This is a genomic window from Saliniradius amylolyticus (assembly GCF_003143555.1).
Classification (GTDB): domain Bacteria; phylum Pseudomonadota; class Gammaproteobacteria; order Enterobacterales; family Alteromonadaceae; genus Saliniradius; species Saliniradius amylolyticus.
This window is the reverse complement of record NZ_CP029347.1, coordinates 1,524,310-1,542,182: the sequence shown is the minus strand read 5'-3', so window position 1 is coordinate 1,542,182 and position 17,873 is coordinate 1,524,310. Positions and strand designations below refer to the sequence as shown.

Genomic DNA, 17,873 nt, shown 5'->3' with positions numbered 1-17,873 from the left:
CCTTTTTGAAGGCAGGTATTTATACAAAGGGTAGGAGTCGGACTCGCCAATAGCAATTTGAGGATTTTTCAGAGTCAACTAGCTAAAGTCTTATTACTATGCTTAGGCCTTATCACTTTTTACTTCATTAACCGCTGCAGATCTCGGTCCAGGAGCCTTCCGCTGTTGGTTTCTCTGATTATTCATAACTTTAGCTTGCAGCCTTGCTATCGCTTTGTATCGATGGACGAAGGCCAAATCACTTGGCCTGCAAATACCCCAAGGTGTTTCTACATTCCCCTCCTTATTAATCTTGCACCGCTTCCAAGGCCCTGTTTCAGGCAGATAGCCACGATAGGCAATAGATAATAGTTTCTTTGCCCTACAACAGGGTTTGCCAGTCAGCCAATTATCCAGTGTTCGCACGGTGCAACCAAAGAACTTAGCAGCTGATTTTTTATCGTACCCAAAATAGCTAAAGAACTGCTGGTTAAACTCTCTATCCATGAGATGCCTCTTAACCAGCCGGGAGTGATATCAGTCTTCTTTGATTAAAATCTCGCCAATTAAACGAGCTAGTAAAGATTTTTTTGAAGAATTTTATAATTCTAAAAAACGGAGCTTTAAGTGAGTATGATTGAGAAAGCCAAAGAAAAACTAAGTTTATTAGATAGTTAGAAATATTTTCTTGCAGCGTTTTCTCCCCTTGAGGTCCCGTCAATCGGGGCGTAGGATGAGGTTGTAGCGCAAAGATGCAAATGAGAAGTATTATACATTGTGCGAATTTAGATAAGACCAAAGAAAAGGGCTCATGAGCGCCCAAATCTCCGCCTAACAGCAACAAGCTAATCACTGCCGCCTGACCGAATAACTTCTTTAAGGCTTTGTCCCACGCGGCCCGTTCTTCTGGGCTTTTAGCGCGTTCAGCGGCTCGCTTTGTAATGATCATTTATAATGATCATTTATTTTGTTTAACTAATAAAAAAGCCGGCTTATGCCGGCTCCGTTAATAAATGGCGGACTAAATTACTTGCGACAGCATTTTTCAAACATTCGCTCGGCACGCTCGTTAGCATCATCTGCCATCATTTGCGCCTTACGAGCTTCTTTCAGCGCCTCATCGGCACTTTGTTTTGCGCTGCCAACATCACTGGCTGTGCTGCTTTGCTGCTGTTGTAGATTACTCACTTGTGACTCCAAGCGCTCGACTTTATCAACCAGATCCTGGTTACTGGCACAAGCACTTAATGTCATTGCTGCCACAGCAGCGACCACAAGTTTAAAGCTCTTCATAAAGTGACCTCCTCTGTTAACTGTCTAAAATCTAGTCTATGTATTTCTAATGGTCAATTTATGCCTACAAACCAAGCTCTTAAATTAAATAGATACCGCATTGGGAATACCCTGAGCCTGTTGCATTAATCGAGTGACACGGGACCAGTCGATTGCCAGGTCCTGCTGTCCCCGGGCTTTTACAACCGCCTGCGTTGCAGGGGTCATGTTCTGACTCTTTGCTCGCTCACCGATCCGGTGCACTTCCAGCATAAGCTGGCCTGCGTGCCAACCGGCTTTTACGGGCTGGTAAATAATACGTACTGGCGTTCCCACCGTCACATTCTGATAAAGATCCGCAATGTCCTTGTCATAAAGTCTTAAACAGCCGTGACTGATGCGGGTACCCACCCCGTAGTCTTTATTCGTGCCGTGAAATAGATAACCCGGCCAGTTAAGCGTCACTACGTGCTTTCCCAGAGGGTTGTCAGGGCCGGGACGCACAAATTCCGGCAGTTCTCGCCCTTCCGCCTCCGCTTGGGCGCGGATGGAGTCTGGCACGCGCCACCAAGGATCCGTATTTTTACCGGTCACTAAGGTTTCGCCGGTGGGTGTTTCCCAGCCCTGACGGCCAATCCCCACCGGAGCGGTCATGACTTTGCCATTACCCAGAAAATGATAAAGCCGAAACTCAGCCAGGTTGACCACGATACCTCGACGCTCGCCTTCGGGCAGGATAAAGCGCGAAGGTATGGTTACCACCTGCCCCACCTTCGGCAACCAGACGTCTATCTCGGGATTGGCCGCGGTCATTTCCTCAATGCCAAGGCCATATTCACTGGCCAGATCCACCAACGTGTCCCCTTCTTCGATACTGGTATATTGCAAAGTACCGATAAGATCGCTGTCTGGAGTAATGTGATAGAGGCGCGCCTGCACATCAAAAACAACGAGCAGCGCAAAAAGGCAGCCCACTAAAGTCATAATCAGACGCAAGAACAAAACCTCCTAAAGCCGTTGGTGCCTTTCCTGATCCAAATCAGGTTGAAGTGCTCCACCAGTCGCTATGATTAGCCTATCTTATATCACAGAAGATAAAACAATCTAAGCGAGGAACGTCAATGCCAGAAGTTACCTTTTTCGGAGCGGCTCAAGAGGTTACGGGCAGCTGCCATAGAATCTCGCACCCGGGGCTAGGACACATCTTACTGGATTGTGGCATGCATCAAGGGGGGGATGCCGTGTCCAGGCTTCAGGAAGAACACTTTGAGTTCTCACCTCGCGACATTGACGCTGTGGTGCTCTCCCATGCTCATTTAGATCACTCTGGTATGTTACCAAAAATGATTCACCAGGGGTTTACCGGCCCAATATATTGCACCAAGGCCACCGCCGAGCTGTTGTCAGTGCTACTCAATGACGCAGCAGGTCTTTATCTCAGGGACCTGGAAAAGGAAAACTTACGTCGGCGAAGACAAGGTAAACGCCGGTTGTCTCCGGTTTACTCGATGAAGGACGTGGAACAAGTCTTAAAACAATGTGTCGGCCTGGATTATGAAACCGAGGCTTCTCTGAGTGATAACACTCGTCTGGTATTTCATGATGCCGGGCATATTCTTGGTTCAGCAATCACTGAGCTGTCGTTCCTTGAGCCGGGCGAACAAAAGCCGAAAACACTGGTGTTTAGCGGAGATCTTGGCAATACAGATATGGTGTTGATGCGTGACCCTAGCTTTCTGAGACACGCCGATGTGTTGATGATGGAAAGTACATATGGTGACCGCGAACACAAAACCCAGGGAGATACATTATCCGAGCTGGAGCAAATCCTTGCCGATACCTGGCAACGTGGCGGCAATGTGATGATTCCCGCTTTCGCCGTCGGGCGTACTCAGGAGATATTGTTCCACTTGGGCTGTTTGCACCAGCAAGGGCGACTGGATAACTGGCAGATATTCCTCGATAGCCCTATGGCTATCGAAGTCACCCAAATCTACGACCACTGGGTAGACTGGCTGGATACAAAGGACACGCAATTCCTGGATATGTCCCACCCTCATCCTCTTGAAGAGTTTCTACCGCATCTGTTTTTGGCCGTCACTCCGGAAGACTCTATGGCCATCAACAGCGTTAAAAAAGGCTGCATTGTCATTGCGGGTAGCGGTATGTGTACAGGTGGGCGGATTCGCCATCACTTTAAACAGCGCATCTGGAACCCGCACAATACTTTGCTGTTTGTGGGTTTTCAGGCCCGAGGGACACTGGGGCGGATTCTGGTCGATGGCGCCAAGTTCATCCGCCTATTTGGAGAGCAGTACGCCGTTAAGGCGCGCATCGAAACTCTGGGAGGTTTTTCGGCACATGCCGGTCAATCAGGCTTGGTTAACTGGGCCAGTGCCTTTACGCCAACCCCAAAGTTGATCTTGGTTCACGGTGAACCCGGCGCTCAGAAAGCACTGGCGCAAAGGCTAGAGAGAGAGACTGGGCAACGCCCTCTTATTCCCGCTCAGAAGGAATGCTTTCATTTCTAGCGCAATGTTCGATGGCTTAAAGGTCCCGCTCTTTAAGCCATTGACTTAAAAGCTTTATTTGGCCGCACTTATAAGCAGCGTAGGTTATGCGTAACGCATTGTTAAGCAGTTCACTGTCGGTCCAGCCGCTCTTGTTGGCCAATTCCTGATAACTATTCAGCCCTTTCTCATCTACGTAACCACGAATTTCCTTTTTTCCTGCTTGGCGCTGTCGTTCTCGGAATCGGCGTTGCTTATCGGCGTTGGCCCGGCGTTTTTGTTCTGGTGAATTCATGCTCATTCGTTGTCACAAATCTGTAGTGGCAGTATCGGACATTCGCAGGGTAAGGTAAATGACTGTTCGGAGTTGTTTAGCTTACAAGTGTGCGCTAAGTTAGGCGGCTTTCATGATAACAGCAACAAGAGAAGATGCGCTTTGAATAAAAACAGCTTTGATAGAGACGACTTGCTGGCCTGCAGCCAGGGTGAGCTCTTTGGTCCCGGCAACAGCCAGCTTCCAGCCCCTAATATGCTGATGATGGATCGTATTAGCCATATCAGTGATGAAGGTGGCGACTACGGCAAAGGTCATATTGTGGCTGAGTTGGATATTAAGCCAGACCTCTGGTTTTTCGATTGCCACTTCCCTGGTGATCCTGTGATGCCCGGCTGCCTGGGACTGGATGCCATGTGGCAATTAGTCGGCTTCTTCCTGGGGTGGTCCGGTGGACCGGGTAAGGGTCGCGCACTGGGTGTGGGCGAGGTGAAGTTTACCGGTCAGATATTACCCGATGCCAGTAAGGTAACTTACAAGATCCACATGAAGCGCGTCATCAAACGCAAGCTCTTTATGGGCATGGCTGATGGCTACGTGGAGGTGGACGGACGGCCTATTTACGAGGCTAAAGATTTAAAAGTCGGTTTGTTTCAAGACACCAGCGGCTTTTAATCTCCCCCTAATACTCAACAGCCCCAATTAAGGGGCTGTTTTCTGATATGGAATTGAGTTAGCGAATTAAGCCCGAACTTCGGTCTTCTTGAGCTGCCCGCCAGCCTCCGAGCCACTGGGAGCGAATCTCCGTATCTTGATAAGGGCAATTTTCTCTGGCCCGACCGATAACACCAGCCTGATAACCTTTGGAATGAGCTCTGGAGAGTTTGTCGCGTTTTTGTCTTTTCATGTAGCTTCCTCGTCCGTTATTTCAACTGTGTGATACTGGATCACCCTTAATGAGATATAGGATATTCCAGCTGGGTTCAATAGAGGATCTGAGGGTAACTGCTCATTCTTCAATAACGATTTGAATTAAAGTGACTTTTTATTTACATCATTTTTTCATATTTGTTACGCATCTTGATGTTTTTGGAATAAAAAGCCTTTCGTAGCTGGTATTTTGTTATTTTTCCAGTTCACAAAAAAGGGGCCAATGGCCCCTTCGTATAGCGATTCATGCTTAACCTCGGTAACGTCGCCATCCAATAAGGCCAAGCATTCCAAGCAATAGCCATGACAACCCACCGGCTTGACGTTCGAACTTCTCTTCCGAGTCGGAGCAGTCCTCAATGTCACCACCGGGAACAGGATTAAGTTTTACCGCTATGACGGTACTCTCGATGATGTCATTGCCTTGTTCGTCTTGTTCAATTTCACCGGCAATATTGCGTTTTGGCTTCTCAACCACGGCGGTAGCGGCAATCTCACCATTATCATTGATACCGTTGGCCTGAACAATGGTATAAGGCGCATCACAGGCGATAAGGTCATTCAGATTCTGGAAGCTCCCGCTGTCGTGGTCATAGATAAAGCCATTTCTGCGGCGCACAGCACCATTACCTGTTACCGTATCCACTTCGCCATCCCCGACAATGACATTGTTGTTATTGATGTCACGGGGCAAACTGGATGAGCCTGGGAAAAAGTCATCTGGGAAAGTCAGGGTTTCGCTGTTGATGTCGTAGACAAAAAACTTAGAACGCTCAAAACCGTTAACAAAACGCACACCATAGCCAGTGACTAGACCGTTATCGTTGATCCCGGCAGCCATTCCCGAAGTGTAGTCTTCTTTATCAAGTAACAGACTATTGGTCTGACCATCAATAAAGACCGCGGGCATGGTTCTAATCCGATCGTTCAGGTGCGGAACGCGATTCTGAGCAGTCCCCACTCCAACCCCCTGGCTGTTTACATCATTGGCCTGGCTGTTAAAGGTAGTGGTAGAATCTTCATCCGGCTCAAAGGCCAGAGGGAATGTCTCTAAAGATTCAATTTGGCCATCGTTGGAAATCTTCCAAAGGGCCGCCCTCATCTGAAAGTTGGAACTGTTTGCGTTTCTTACTGACTGCAAGCAGAGCTCTACTGGCTGATCACCGCGCTCTTCGGGATCTTCGCAATTACTCACCTGCCCAGCGAGGGTTTCAGGGGCCTCAGTAGAGACACTGCCCGCTACCCAGAGATTATCAGCTATGCCGCGCGCAGCACTGCGCCCGCCAAGTGTGTCTTCAGGCGGCAGTAAAGGCAGCACCTGATCGTTCAAATACACAAAGCCACGCTGATTAAAATCTCTTACCAAGTAAGTCAGCTGTTCGCCCTCATCATTGGTGTAGTTCACCTTATAATAAGGTGCCGTTCCTGTTCCTACGGCATTGCCAAGTGCATTGATGTCATAGACCAGTGTATTTACACTGCGCGTCAGCCCATCAAAGGCGGTAGAGGCTTGATCGAAACCCGTTACTTCCGTGGCGCCATTGGCATCGCCGATATAGCTTTGCACTTCACCCAACTTCTGCGTGAGCGGACTGTCGCTGCCGCTGAGAACGTTATACAAAATGACGAGGTCTTCATCACTGATATTGCCTTGCGCAACGGCATCAGGATCGTTGAGTTGCTCACGCAACGCTTCATTGTTTTCCAAATCCAGCAGCTCAATGTCGATGGGCGGATTAAAAGGAAATTGTACCTGAGACACCACACCGCCCTGCTCGCCGATGGCAACAGACACACTTTGTACCCCTTGCTCATTGCTGGCCAACTCTGAAATTTCATACACGGCAGCCTGGGCGGTATTACTGGTCAATGCCAGTGTTAAGGCTGATAATGCAAATAGCTTGGTTCTTGTCATTTTATATCCTGTTTTTACTGCTCCGCCATACTTTCTAATTCATCCCAGCGTTGATATGCGGTTTCAAGCTGCTGTTGTAAACGCGCTAATTCGTCCAACTTAGCCTGAGTTTGCTCGGAGTCCTGTTTAAAAAAGTCTGGATCGTTTATTTTTTCCTGTAGATCATCCACTTGCAGCTCAAGCTTTTCGATCTGTTCAGGCAGCTTCTGAAGTTCCAGTTGGTACTTATATGATAACTTTTTCGGCTTAGTGACAGAAGACTGCGGCTTTGGACTGTCTTTGTCCACTTTAGTTTCCTGCAATTTTTCTTCTGCTCGCTGCTTTTGCTGCTGCTCAGCCTGCTTTCGATACCAGTCCTGAACATCCGCATAGCCTCCCACAAACTCGCGAATGCGTCCATGACCTTCAAAGTAAAGGCTGCTGGTGACCACGTTATCGACAAACTCCCGATCGTGACTGACTAGCAGAACTGTACCTTGATAGTTACTCAGAGTTTCTTCCAGTAGCTCTAGCGTTTCCACATCCAGATCATTGGTGGGCTCATCCAGAATCAACAGATTACTGGGTTTTAGTAACAGCTTGGCTAGTAGCAGGCGATTGCGCTCACCGCCAGAGAGAGAATACACCGGCGCATTGAGCCGGTCAGGTGTGAAAAGGTAGTCCTGCAAATGACTGATCACATGACGAGTGCGGCCATTGACAGTCACTTCCCGTTTACCATCGGCAATGGCATCTACTACCTTGGCATCATGATCGAGGGCTTCACGATGCTGATCAAAATAAGCGATATCGAGATTGGAGCCCTGTCGCACCTTACCCTTGTCTGGAGTAATGCGTCCGAGCAATAACCGAATCAGAGTACTCTTGCCACAGCCATTTGGGCCGATCAGTGCCAGCTTGTCGCCCCTTTGCACCAACAGGCTGAGGTCCTCAACGATTGGCTTAGTCTCATACTGATAGCTTAGATGCTCCGCCTCCAAAACCATCTTTCCGGAAGACTGACCGTCGTTAACAGTGACCAACGCCCGGCCTTGCTTTTGCCGACGTTTAGCGTGTTCCTGACGCATGGCTTTTAAGGCTCGAACCCGACCTTCGTTGCGGGTACGCCTGGCTTTTATGCCTTGACGGATCCAGTTTTCTTCCTGACTGAGTTTTTTATCGAAAGCGGCATTATGAGTCGCTTCCACCGCCAGATCCTCGGCCTTTTTATCCAGGTAAGCCTGGTAGCTCCCCGGGTAACTCGTGGCGTTACCACGATCCAGGTCCAGAATGCGGGTGGCCATGGCTCGAATAAAAGCCCGATCGTGACTGACAAACACTAAGGTGGCCCGAATGTCTTGCAGAAACTTCTCCAGCCACTGAATGGTGGCCACATCCAAATGGTTGGTAGGCTCATCCAACAGTAGTACATCCGGATCGGATACCAGTGCTTTGGCAAGCGCCGCTTTTCGGCGCCAGCCGCCAGAGAGAGCCGCCAAACTGCTTTCGGCCGACAGCTCAAGATGTGACAACACCTGTTCAATACGTTGCTCAAACTCCCAGGCATTGTGGTGCTCAAGCTGGTGCTGCAGCTCCTGAAGTCGGTTCAGGTTGGCTTCTGAAGGATCTTTGGCTACCAGGTGGGTCTGGCGGAAATACGCTTTTAGCAACTCGCCTGATTGGGAAAGTCCCTCTGCGACGTAATCGAAAATGCTGATGTCTTTGTTTTGCGGCGGATCTTGCTCAAGCCGCGCGATAACGGTTTCTTTGTTAACGATACGCTGGCCATCGTCCAGGACCGTCTCACCGGCTAGTACTTTAAGCAGCGTGGACTTACCACAACCATTTCGGCCCACCAGACACAAACGTTCCTGTGGCTGAATCACCAGTTCAACCTTATCCAAAATGGCTTGTGGGCCAAAGGCTAACTGTGCGTCTTTTAACTGAATCAAACTCAACGGACAAACCCTTTTAACTGCTCGCCATCAAACGGCCACCTCAGCTCTTTGCCGCTTGAGGCCTTAAGCACTGGAATCGACCATTTGTAACACTCATAAAGCGCATCATCATAGGCAATATCCTGTACCTGTAAAGCCTGATATGCCTCAGGCGCGCTTTGTTTAATCAAATCCAGCGCCTGCTCACACAGATGGCAGCCTTCGGTGCTATACAGGGTGTACTCAACCATGGGTGATCACCCAACAGTGATGGATTTTTGGCTGGCGCTTAAAATCAGTCGGCAAGGTTTTAGCGCTGATGTTCTCTGCTCGTAACCCGACCTGTTCCAGCCCTTTCTCGTCCAATTTAAAGCCGCGCAGGTTATTAGAGAATACGATTTTACCGTCAGCTGACAGACTATGCTTAGCATCGGTCAGTAAGGCGAGGTGGTCTCGTTGTACATCCCAGGTATTGTCCATGCGTTTGGAGTTAGAAAACGAAGGAGGATCGATAAAAATAAGATCATATTGGCGCTTCTGGCTCTGCAAATACTGAGTGCAATCGGCTCGCTCAAACTGATACGCGCTGCCCACCAGTTTGTTTAACCGAAAATTTTTCTTGGCCCAGTCCAGGTAGGTATTGGACATATCCACTGTGGTCACCGACTTGGCCCCGCCAAGGGCCGCCTGTACCGATACCGAACCGGTATAAGCAAACAGGTTGAGTACGTGTTGACCCCGACTCCACGACTTAACCAACTGGCGGGTATCGCGATGATCGAGAAACAGCCCGGTATCCAGATAGTCTTTAAGGTTAACCCAGAAGCGCGCGCCGTTTTCATACACCTGGATAAAGTCTTTTTCCTGTGCCAGTTTCTGGTACTGCTCGGTACCCTTTTGCTGCTGTCGCACCTTGAGTACCAGTTTGTCTTCCTCGATGTTCAGCACCTGGGGTAGCACCATTAAGGCGTCCATCAGGCGACGACGGGTTTTACTTTCCGGAATATTTTTGGGCGCCGCGTACTCCTGCACCACCGCCCAGTCGCCATAGCAATCTACGGCAATGTTGTATTCCGGCAAATCAGCATCATAGACCCGATAGCAGTTGGTATCCTGACTTTTTAGCCAGCCTTTAAGCTTATTCAGGTTCTTCTTAAGGCGGTTTTCAAAATCGTTGTGCCCCTGGATGCGCTCCTGACAATTGGCCTCATCCATGCGGTATAGCGCCAGCTGACACTCCAGCCGACCATTGTAGAGGCTGTACTCTTTATGAGCCCTGAGCTTAAGCTGGCGCAATAAGTCCCGGTTAGAGGACAGTAGCGCCAAGTGCCAGTCGGCAAAGTGCCGTTTAAGATGCTGACCCCAGCGATCGAAAATCGGTAGCAAAGCCGTCAGTTCACTTAACCGTTCACCGTAAGGAGGATTCGAGACCAGATAGCCAGGTTGCTCAGTGTCAGGCACCCATTCACACGCATCGCCCTGGGCAATATCCACATAATGTTTCACACCAGCACGTTCGGCATTCTGGCGAGCGAAGCCCACCACCTGGCTGTCCTCATCTCGACCTGAAATAACCATAGCGGGCTCACGCTGTTGATCGACGGCGTGATCGCGTAAAGATTGCCACAAGCTTTGATTATGGTTTTTCCAGTGATCGAAGCCCCAACGCTGTCTGGCTAAACCGGGGGCAATATTGGCAGCCATGAGCGCGGCTTCGATCAACAAGGTGCCTGCGCCGCACATGGGATCAGCTAACGGTTTGCCAGAATCGGCCCATCCGCTGCGATACAAGACAGCTGCCGCCACGTGCTCTTTTAAGGGCGCTTCACCAGTTTGCTGGCGATAATGGCGCTGATGCAGGCTTTGACCAGAGAGATCCAGGGCAATAATGGCCTGATCGCGCCACAGGCGGCAGTGAAGACGAATATCTGGGTCTTGTTTGTCAATGGAAGGACGTTGTTCATAAAGATCCATAAACTGATCGACGATGGCGTCTTTGACCGTCAGCGCACCGAACTGACTGTTACGGATCTGGCGGTTAGTACCGACAAAATCGATTACCAGTTTTTGGTCGACGTCAAAATGCCGTCCCCAGTTAACCCGACCAGCCAACTCATAGAGTTGGTCTTTATTGTCGGCGCTGCCCTGCTCCAGCACCCAAAGTACCCGGTTAGCCAGTCTTGACCATAAACACAAGCGATAAGCATCGGCCAGTTCGGCCTCCAGCCGCACTTGTCCCGGCTTTATGGCGACCTCAGCCTCTGGACAGAGTCGCTCAACTTCGGCTTTGAGTAATTCTTCGAGGCCCTTGGAGGTGGTCAGTATAAGTGGTTGCATATCCCGCCCTTTTTTTATGAGGCTGGGATTATACGGGAAATACGGGGCCGCTGGCGAGTTGTGATCAGGCTAATTTACGTTCCATGCTGCTGTAACGACTCACGCACGGCAACAGGCAATCCAAATGCACTTTCAGCACATCGAATTGTTGCAGGGTTTTGGTACTGGACAGGCTAAACTGCTCATCCAATAGCATGATATTACAAACATCTTCCTGCTCATCCAGTACAAACACTCTGGCTTCACCATCCTCGGTATGTATGGTTGCCAACTGGTGATGATGTCCGGCATAGCGATGACGCTTGAAATACCAGCTCTTTGGGGCTTGCAGCTTAAAAAAGCGCATCACTGCACAGGCGTTAATGGCGATCTGGGTTTTCTCTGGAGGCGTCATTTCCGGCAAGGCCGCATCCAGTTGATGGGCGTAGCGGGTGTAACTTTCCAGATCTTGCAAATCAAAGCCATCGCCTTTGGCGGCGGGCAAATGGGTTAAGCGCTTATTTGCATAAGGCGTTACAAACACCATGTCGTCCGTTAATTTCAACGCCAGCTTTTGGTGCTCCTCATCGAAGTACCATAGCCAACTGGTGTCTGGCTGTAACATCATAACAAGCTCCCCCTGCTCGTTGGTTTTGATCCCATAAGCTTACTAGTTATGGGGCTTTTTATTAATATCAAAAGTGAATAAAAAATCGCCTTTAGCTGCTAATTTTTATATGTGTTTCAGGATCTTAGTGATCAGGCTCGGCCCTTGGTAAATAAACGCCGAATACACTTGTAGCAAGTTCGCCCCGCTATCCATACGCTGTCTGGCCGCTTGCGGACCATCGATACCGCCGACACCAATAATGGGAAGCTTACCATCTAGGTGTCGGGCGAGCTTATGCAACACTTGGTCACTCTTCTCGGTCAGGGGCTGCCCGCTCAGGCCGCCGGCTTCATCAGCGTGTTCAAGTCCTTCCACCAGGGCCCGATCTAACGTCGTATTGGTAGCAATGACCCCATCCATCTTGCTTGCCATTAGTGCGTCGGCCATTTGAGCAATTTCGTTATCATCCAGATCCGGCGCAATCTTTACTGCAATGGGGACATAGCGACCGCTTTTTTCGGCCAGTTCAGACTGAGCCTGCTTTAAACCTGTCAGCAAAGTTTGTAAGGCATCGCCATGCTGTAAGTCCCGCAAACCTGGTGTATTGGGTGATGAAATATTCACCGTAATATAACTGGCATAAGGATATACCTTGCGCAGACAAATGAGGTAATCTTCCAACGCCTGCTCTTCCGGGGTGGTTTTATTTTTACCAATATTGATCCCCAAAATGCCCTTATAGTGTGCCTTTTTAACCTGCTCTACCAGATAGTCCACGCCCTTATTATTAAACCCCATACGATTGATAATGGCGTTCGCCTCTGGCAAGCGAAATAACCGGGGTTTATCATTACCTGGCTGAGGCTTGGGAGTGACTGTGCCCACCTCAATAAAGCCAAAGCCCATGGCCGCAAAAGCGTCGATGCACTCTCCGTTCTTGTCCAGTCCTGCCGCTAATCCCAGCGGGTTAGGAAACGTCAGCCCCATCACCTCCACCGGTTTGTCTGATACGGACTGGGCATAGAGCGCCTTAAGCGGCGTACGTTGAGTATTTTTCAACGCCGACAGGCTGACATCATGAGCGGTCTCGGCATCCAAACTGAATAATATAGGGCGCAGCAAAGAGTACATGGTGGTCCTCAGTGGGAAAAAGCCGTAAGTGTATCAGTTTTTACAAGATTATTGCTTTCCTTTATCGGCGGTCATGTTCGTAACCTGAGCGTCAAAACGAAAAAAGCCGACAGTCACGTCGGCTTTTTAAGGTAGGTGAATCGATGCTTAGGCGCAGTTCAGGCTCAACAGCATTAATTCCCGCAGTGCTACTGAGAACTTGGCAAATTCATGAGTACTGCTTGTCTTAAACTCAGACATCATGTGATACCAGCGCTCAAGCAGGTTTTCATGGGTGTCAAACCAACCATCCAGAATATCCTCAGCATTGGTCTTATCACCGCCAAACTTAAGCAATACCGAGGTCAGAGCACGCTGTTGCCAATCGAGCTCTTCACGATATGACGCTCGGGCCAAGGCCTGCCAGTGATTGGTCACATCCTGAGCATTGATCTGGTCCAGGAACCAGTGCAGTTGCAGTCGATTGCCCAACGTAAAGTACAGGGTCGCCACCAGTGCAGTGGGCTTGTTTTCCTGCTCAATAATCTGTGCCAGGTCCAGCACACAGAAAATATTGCTCAGACTGGCTACCTGATAGGCAATGTCATCAGGTACTCCGTGCTTCGTCAGTTTAAGGGTCTTCTCTTCCAGCTCTTTATACTCGGAGTCTACCAGGTATTTCTCGATGTTCTTATACAGGTCTTGGTAGACCGGTTCGAACTCCGCTACCGCCTGCTCGATGGGCTTAGACTTGGAGCCATGACGCAGATACCAGCGGCTCGCACGACGAAGAGTACGGCGCATGTCATCTAACATCCGCAGCTGTACGTCGGCATCAATCTTGTTATCCAGCGTCTCGATTTTTTCCCACAGCTCGTGGAACCGGAACACTTCCTTGACTACAGCATAGGCATTGACTACTTCCTGAATTGTGGCACCGGTTTCTTCTTGAATACGGAACGCAAAATTCAGTCCCATGTCGTTGAGCATATTATTGGTCAGCTTAGTGGCCACTATTTCTGCTTTTAGCGGGTGCTCGTAAATCTGCTCTTCGAAGCGCTCCTGTACCTTCTGAGGGAAGGCATTAACCACCAAATTAGCATGATACGGGTTATCGGTGATTTCCGGAATGTTCAGGCGCTCTTTCATCACCATCTTGCCATAGGCCAGCAGAACGGACAGCTCTGGCCTTGTTAACCCACGGTTAGCCGCCTGACGCTCAGACAGCTCATCGTCGGATGGAATAAACTCCAGTTCACGATTGAGCTTACCTTCCTTCTCTAACCCATGGATAAAGCGCATCTGCTCTTTGAGACGTGCGGCGCTTCCCAGTTCGCTGATGGACAGAGACTGGGTCTGACGGTAGCAATCCTGCAATACGATGTCGGCGACATCGTCAGTCATATCGTACAGTAGCTGGTTACGCTGCTTGAGGGTCAGGTCGCCATTTTGCACCAAGGCATTGAGTAGGATCTTGATGTTAACTTCGTTATCCGAACAGTCCACACCGCCGACATTATCCACAAAGTCGGTATTCACTCGACCGCCCTTGGCCGCAAACTCGATACGACCGAGCTGAGTCAGTCCCAGGTTTCCGCCCTCACCGACGATCTTCGCATTGAGTTGCTTACCGTTAACACGCAAATCGTCGTTGGCGCGATCGCCCACATCTGCATGAGACTCTTTGCTGGACTTCACATAGGTACCAATACCGCCATTCCAGAACAGATCCACTTCCATTTGCAGGATGTTATGAATAAGTTCATTAGGCGTCATGGCCTGCTTCTTGGTGCCCAGCCACTTCTTCATTTCCGGCGTCAGATTGATAGATTTAGACGCGCGCGAGAACACCCCGCCGCCCTTAGAAATCAGTTTAGTATCATAGTCGGCCCAGTTCAGAGAAGGATCCTCGAACAGACGCTGACGCTCTTTGTAACTGGTGGCCGCATCCGGCGATGGGTCGAAGAAAATATGCATATGGTTAAACGCTGCCACAAGGCGAGTGTGTTCAGATAGCAACATGCCGTTACCAAACACATCCCCGGCCATATCACCCACCGCAATACAGGTGAAGTCCTGAGTCTGACAGTCGATGCCCATTTCACGGAAATGACGTTTAACGGACTCCCAGGCGCCACGAGCGGTAATGCCCATACCTTTATGGTCGTAGCCTACGCTGCCGCCGGAGGCAAAGGCATCACCCAACCAGAAGTTATATTCCTGAGCAATACCGTTGGCGATATCGGAGAAGGTAGCGGTGCCTTTATCGGCAGCCACAACCAGGTAGGTGTCATCGTCATCGTGACGCACCACATCCTTAGGGGGCACCACTTCACCTTGTACGATGTTGTCGGTCACATCCAGCAAGCCTCGAATAAAGGTCTTGTAGCACGCCTGACCTTCCTTAAAGAACGCATCGCGACCACCTTTCTTAGGCAGTGCTTTACAGACAAAGCCACCTTTGGCCCCCACAGGTACGATAACGGTGTTTTTCACCTGCTGGGCCTTTACCAGTCCCAATACCTCGGTACGGAAGTCTTCCTGTCGGTCAGACCAGCGTAAACCACCGCGGGCGACACGACCACCGCGCAAGTGAACCCCCTCGACACGCGGGGAGTACACGAAGATTTCATACTTCGGCAGTGGCAACGGCATTTCAGGGATCAACTCCGGCAACACCTTGAAGGACACATAGGCCTTATCTTCACCCGCCTCATTGGCCTGATAGAAGTTGGTTCTTAAGGTGGCCATGACCATATCCACATAACGGCGAATAATACGGTCATCATCGAGGTTGGATACCGAATCCAGTTTTTCTTTAATGTCGTTTTGAAGTTTTTCGACCTTCTTCTCAGTGCGCTTGGCTTGAGGATCGAAACGTTGTTCAAACAGGTTGACGATTAAGCGAGCAATATCCGGATAGTTGTCGAGAGTACGGGCAATGTAGTTTTTACTGAAAGAACTGCCCGTTTGACGCATGTATTTAGCATAGGCCCGTAAAATAGTCACTTTACGACCGGACAAGCCGGCACCCAGCACCAGGCGGTTAAAGGAGTCATCTTCCAGGTGGTTATACCAAACCTTCGAGAACGCATCCTGAAACAGATCCTGGGCCTGCTCCAGACTCATCTTGTGGCTGTTGCTGTGCAACATGGAGAAGTCCATAATCCAGTTCACCCGGCCATCAGCCGATTTCACCTCAAACGGACTTTCGTCGATTACTCGCAAGCCAAAGTGCTCCAACATAGGCAGCACGGCGGACAGATGGATGGGTTCTTTGCGATGGAACAGCTTGAGCTTAACCACCTTGCTGTCGGACGACTCCTCTTGTGGACGGTAAAACAGCATATCCAGGGTATGGTTGTCGTCCAGGGCTTCAAGCTTCTCGATATCCACCACAGCGGTGGTGGGGAGGTTGTGTTCTTTATAGCTGCGCGTGAAGGCCTGATTATAGTATTCGTCCAGCTTCTTGCCCTTGGCTTCGCCGTAGCCAGAACGCAATGCCGCGCTGAGCTTGTCGTTCCAGCTTTTGGTTAATTCGATGATGTTCTTTTCAATTTCCTTCACATTGATTTCCACATTATTGTTTTTGACGCGCACAATGTAGTGAGTCCGGGCATAAACCGACTCGGAGAAGTAGGTGGTAAACTCCACTTCCTCGTCGCTATTAAGGTAGTTTTTCAGCAATTGCTGAGTTTCTTTGCGCAGTTGGGTGTTGTATTGCTCTCGGGGGACAAACACCATGCAGGAATAAAAGCGCCCAAAAACATCTTTGCGTACGAAAAGCCTCGAAATGCCGCGCTCCTGCATCTGTAAGATACCGAGAATGATTTGGCCCAGCTCTTTTTCCTTGGCCTGCAAAAGTTCATCCCTTGGATAAGTTTCCAAAATGTTGAGAAAAGCCTTGTAAGCGTGTGAGCCTTTTTCAAAGCCGGAGTCATTGCAGATTCTCTCGATTTTATTTTTCAATACCGGCACTTCGTTGGCGCTCGCATTGTAGAAGGTCGACGAGAACAGTCCAATAAAGCGGTGTTCGCCCACGACATTGCCCGACTTGTCGAACTCTTTAATGCCGATGTAATCCATATAGGCCGGGCGGTGCACCCGTGATTTTGAATTGGTTTTTGTCAGAATCAGCGGATTATTGCTTAAGGTTTCCTGACGGGCCGACAACGGCAAGTTCGATAGCAGGCGCTCGCGATTGCTGATGGAGTTTTTCATCAGGCCCAGGCTCGAGTCGTCGTCGGAAATCCAGCGGTGGTCCCCTTCGATGGCCTTAGCGTTATAGTGACGGTAGCCCATCAGAGTAAAGTTGTGATCCCGGATCCACTTTAAAAAGGCCAGAGACTGTTGCTGAGCCTCATCGCCGGCGGGGCAAGGAGCCTTGCCGTAACCGGCAATGATTTCATCTAAGCGATCCATCATGCCACTCCAGTCGGACACAGCCAAGGACACTTCTTCAAGCACCGACTTAAGCTCTTTGGTAATGGTATCCAACGCTTTTTTACTGGTCTGGCGATCGATTTCGATCAAAAAGACGGTTTGCTTCAGGCCTTTTTCGTCACGCTCCAGAATCCCTTGCAATCGATGTTGTTTATCCCGCTTCACATTGATCGGTGTATGCAATAACAAGTGGGCAGTAATACTCAGACGGTTGATAGCCATTCGCACCGAGTCCACCAGGAAAGGCATATCGTCGACAATGATCTCAATGATGCTGTGACCGGACTGCCAGCCGTGTTTGGCTACCTCAGGATTGAACACATTAATGTAGGGCGTGCTCTCATTGAACTGAATAAATTCATTCCAGAGGCTTAAGGTCGCACCATAAAGGTCACTATCGACCCGGCTTTCCAAATCATCGGCGGAGATATTGCGAAAAAGGGTTTGGGCAAATTGCTCGACCATGGGGGCCTGAGTCTTATCGACATTCTTTCGGATAAGTTTATAAACGTTTTCGAGGAGTACAGAGTGTTGACTATTTGCAACCGTCATTATTTTACCTTTTCTTAGGTGATGGTTTGTTTTGCGGCCCTGTAAC

At 49.6% G+C, this 17,873-nt stretch carries 15 protein-coding genes; 2 read left to right on the top strand and 13 right to left on the bottom strand.

Going from position 1 to position 17,873, the window contains the following annotated elements; translation table 11 throughout:
* Positions 1–102: 102 nt before the first annotated feature.
* The 4 genes from HMF8227_RS07170 to HMF8227_RS07155 form a co-directional block, all read right to left on the bottom strand.
* Entirely contained in the window at positions 103–486 is a 384-nt protein-coding gene (locus HMF8227_RS07170) for a hypothetical protein (protein ID WP_109339527.1), read from the bottom strand.
* Between the two features lie 10 nt (positions 487–496).
* Entirely contained in the window at positions 497–928 is a 432-nt protein-coding gene (locus HMF8227_RS07165; RefSeq protein ID WP_109339526.1) for a DUF3693 domain-containing protein, read from the bottom strand.
* 77 nt (positions 929–1,005) lie between these two features.
* On the bottom strand, positions 1,006–1,272 hold the full coding sequence (locus tag HMF8227_RS07160; RefSeq protein WP_109339525.1) for an Lpp/OprI family alanine-zipper lipoprotein: 267 nt from the start codon (positions 1,270–1,272) through the stop codon (positions 1,006–1,008).
* Positions 1,273–1,356: 84 nt separating this feature from the next.
* A complete protein-coding gene (locus tag HMF8227_RS07155; protein WP_109339524.1) occupies positions 1,357–2,247 on the bottom strand; it encodes a L,D-transpeptidase family protein in 891 nt (296 codons plus the stop codon).
* 125 nt (positions 2,248–2,372) lie between these two features.
* Here HMF8227_RS07155 and HMF8227_RS07150 point away from each other — a divergent pair, with 125 nt between their 5' ends.
* Positions 2,373–3,782 (top strand): MBL fold metallo-hydrolase RNA specificity domain-containing protein, encoded by a 1,410-nt coding sequence (locus tag HMF8227_RS07150; RefSeq protein WP_109339523.1) that lies wholly within the window; start codon positions 2,373–2,375, stop codon positions 3,780–3,782.
* Positions 3,783–3,798: 16 nt separating this feature from the next.
* On the opposite strand, the gene HMF8227_RS07145 is transcribed toward HMF8227_RS07150, so the two are convergent.
* Positions 3,799–4,056: a hypothetical protein gene (locus HMF8227_RS07145; RefSeq protein WP_109339522.1), complete on the bottom strand. Its 258-nt coding sequence runs from the start codon at positions 4,054–4,056 to the stop codon at positions 3,799–3,801.
* Positions 4,057–4,197: 141 nt separating this feature from the next.
* Here HMF8227_RS07145 and fabA point away from each other — a divergent pair, with 141 nt between their 5' ends.
* Positions 4,198–4,710, top strand: coding sequence for a 3-hydroxyacyl-[acyl-carrier-protein] dehydratase FabA (fabA, locus tag HMF8227_RS07140; protein WP_109339521.1), 513 nt, complete (start codon positions 4,198–4,200; stop codon positions 4,708–4,710).
* Positions 4,711–4,768: 58 nt separating this feature from the next.
* Here the strand turns inward: fabA and rmf are convergent, their stop codons facing one another.
* From rmf to HMF8227_RS07100, 8 genes are all read right to left on the bottom strand, one after another.
* Positions 4,769–4,942, bottom strand: a complete 174-nt coding sequence (gene rmf / locus HMF8227_RS07135; protein ID WP_109339520.1) for a ribosome modulation factor — start codon at positions 4,940–4,942, stop codon at positions 4,769–4,771.
* A 273-nt stretch (positions 4,943–5,215) separates the two neighbouring features.
* Positions 5,216–6,880 (bottom strand): DUF3466 family protein, encoded by a 1,665-nt coding sequence (locus HMF8227_RS07130; RefSeq protein WP_109339519.1) that lies wholly within the window; start codon positions 6,878–6,880, stop codon positions 5,216–5,218.
* A gap of 14 nt (positions 6,881–6,894) precedes the next feature.
* The gene (gene uup, locus HMF8227_RS07125) at positions 6,895–8,817 is read right to left on the bottom strand and encodes an ATP-binding cassette ATPase Uup (protein WP_109339518.1); all 1,923 of its coding nucleotides are present in this window, start codon (positions 8,815–8,817) and stop codon (positions 6,895–6,897) included.
* The gene (locus HMF8227_RS07120; protein ID WP_109339517.1) at positions 8,814–9,047 is read right to left on the bottom strand and encodes a glutaredoxin family protein; all 234 of its coding nucleotides are present in this window, start codon (positions 9,045–9,047) and stop codon (positions 8,814–8,816) included. The genes uup and HMF8227_RS07120 overlap by 4 nt, the downstream gene beginning before the upstream one ends.
* Positions 9,040–11,133 (bottom strand): bifunctional 23S rRNA (guanine(2069)-N(7))-methyltransferase RlmK/23S rRNA (guanine(2445)-N(2))-methyltransferase RlmL, encoded by a 2,094-nt coding sequence (rlmKL, locus tag HMF8227_RS07115; protein WP_109339516.1) that lies wholly within the window; start codon positions 11,131–11,133, stop codon positions 9,040–9,042. The genes HMF8227_RS07120 and rlmKL overlap by 8 nt, the downstream gene beginning before the upstream one ends.
* 64 nt (positions 11,134–11,197) lie before the next feature.
* Positions 11,198–11,740, bottom strand: coding sequence for a cell division protein ZapC domain-containing protein (locus HMF8227_RS07110; protein WP_109339515.1), 543 nt, complete (start codon positions 11,738–11,740; stop codon positions 11,198–11,200).
* A gap of 105 nt (positions 11,741–11,845) precedes the next feature.
* On the bottom strand, positions 11,846–12,853 hold the full coding sequence (pyrD, locus tag HMF8227_RS07105; RefSeq protein WP_109339514.1) for a quinone-dependent dihydroorotate dehydrogenase: 1,008 nt from the start codon (positions 12,851–12,853) through the stop codon (positions 11,846–11,848).
* A gap of 147 nt (positions 12,854–13,000) precedes the next feature.
* Positions 13,001–17,827 carry an NAD-glutamate dehydrogenase gene (locus tag HMF8227_RS07100; protein ID WP_109339513.1) on the bottom strand — a complete coding sequence of 1,609 codons (4,827 nt, stop codon included), beginning with the start codon at positions 17,825–17,827 and terminating at the stop codon, positions 13,001–13,003.
* Positions 17,828–17,873 lie beyond the last annotated feature (46 nt).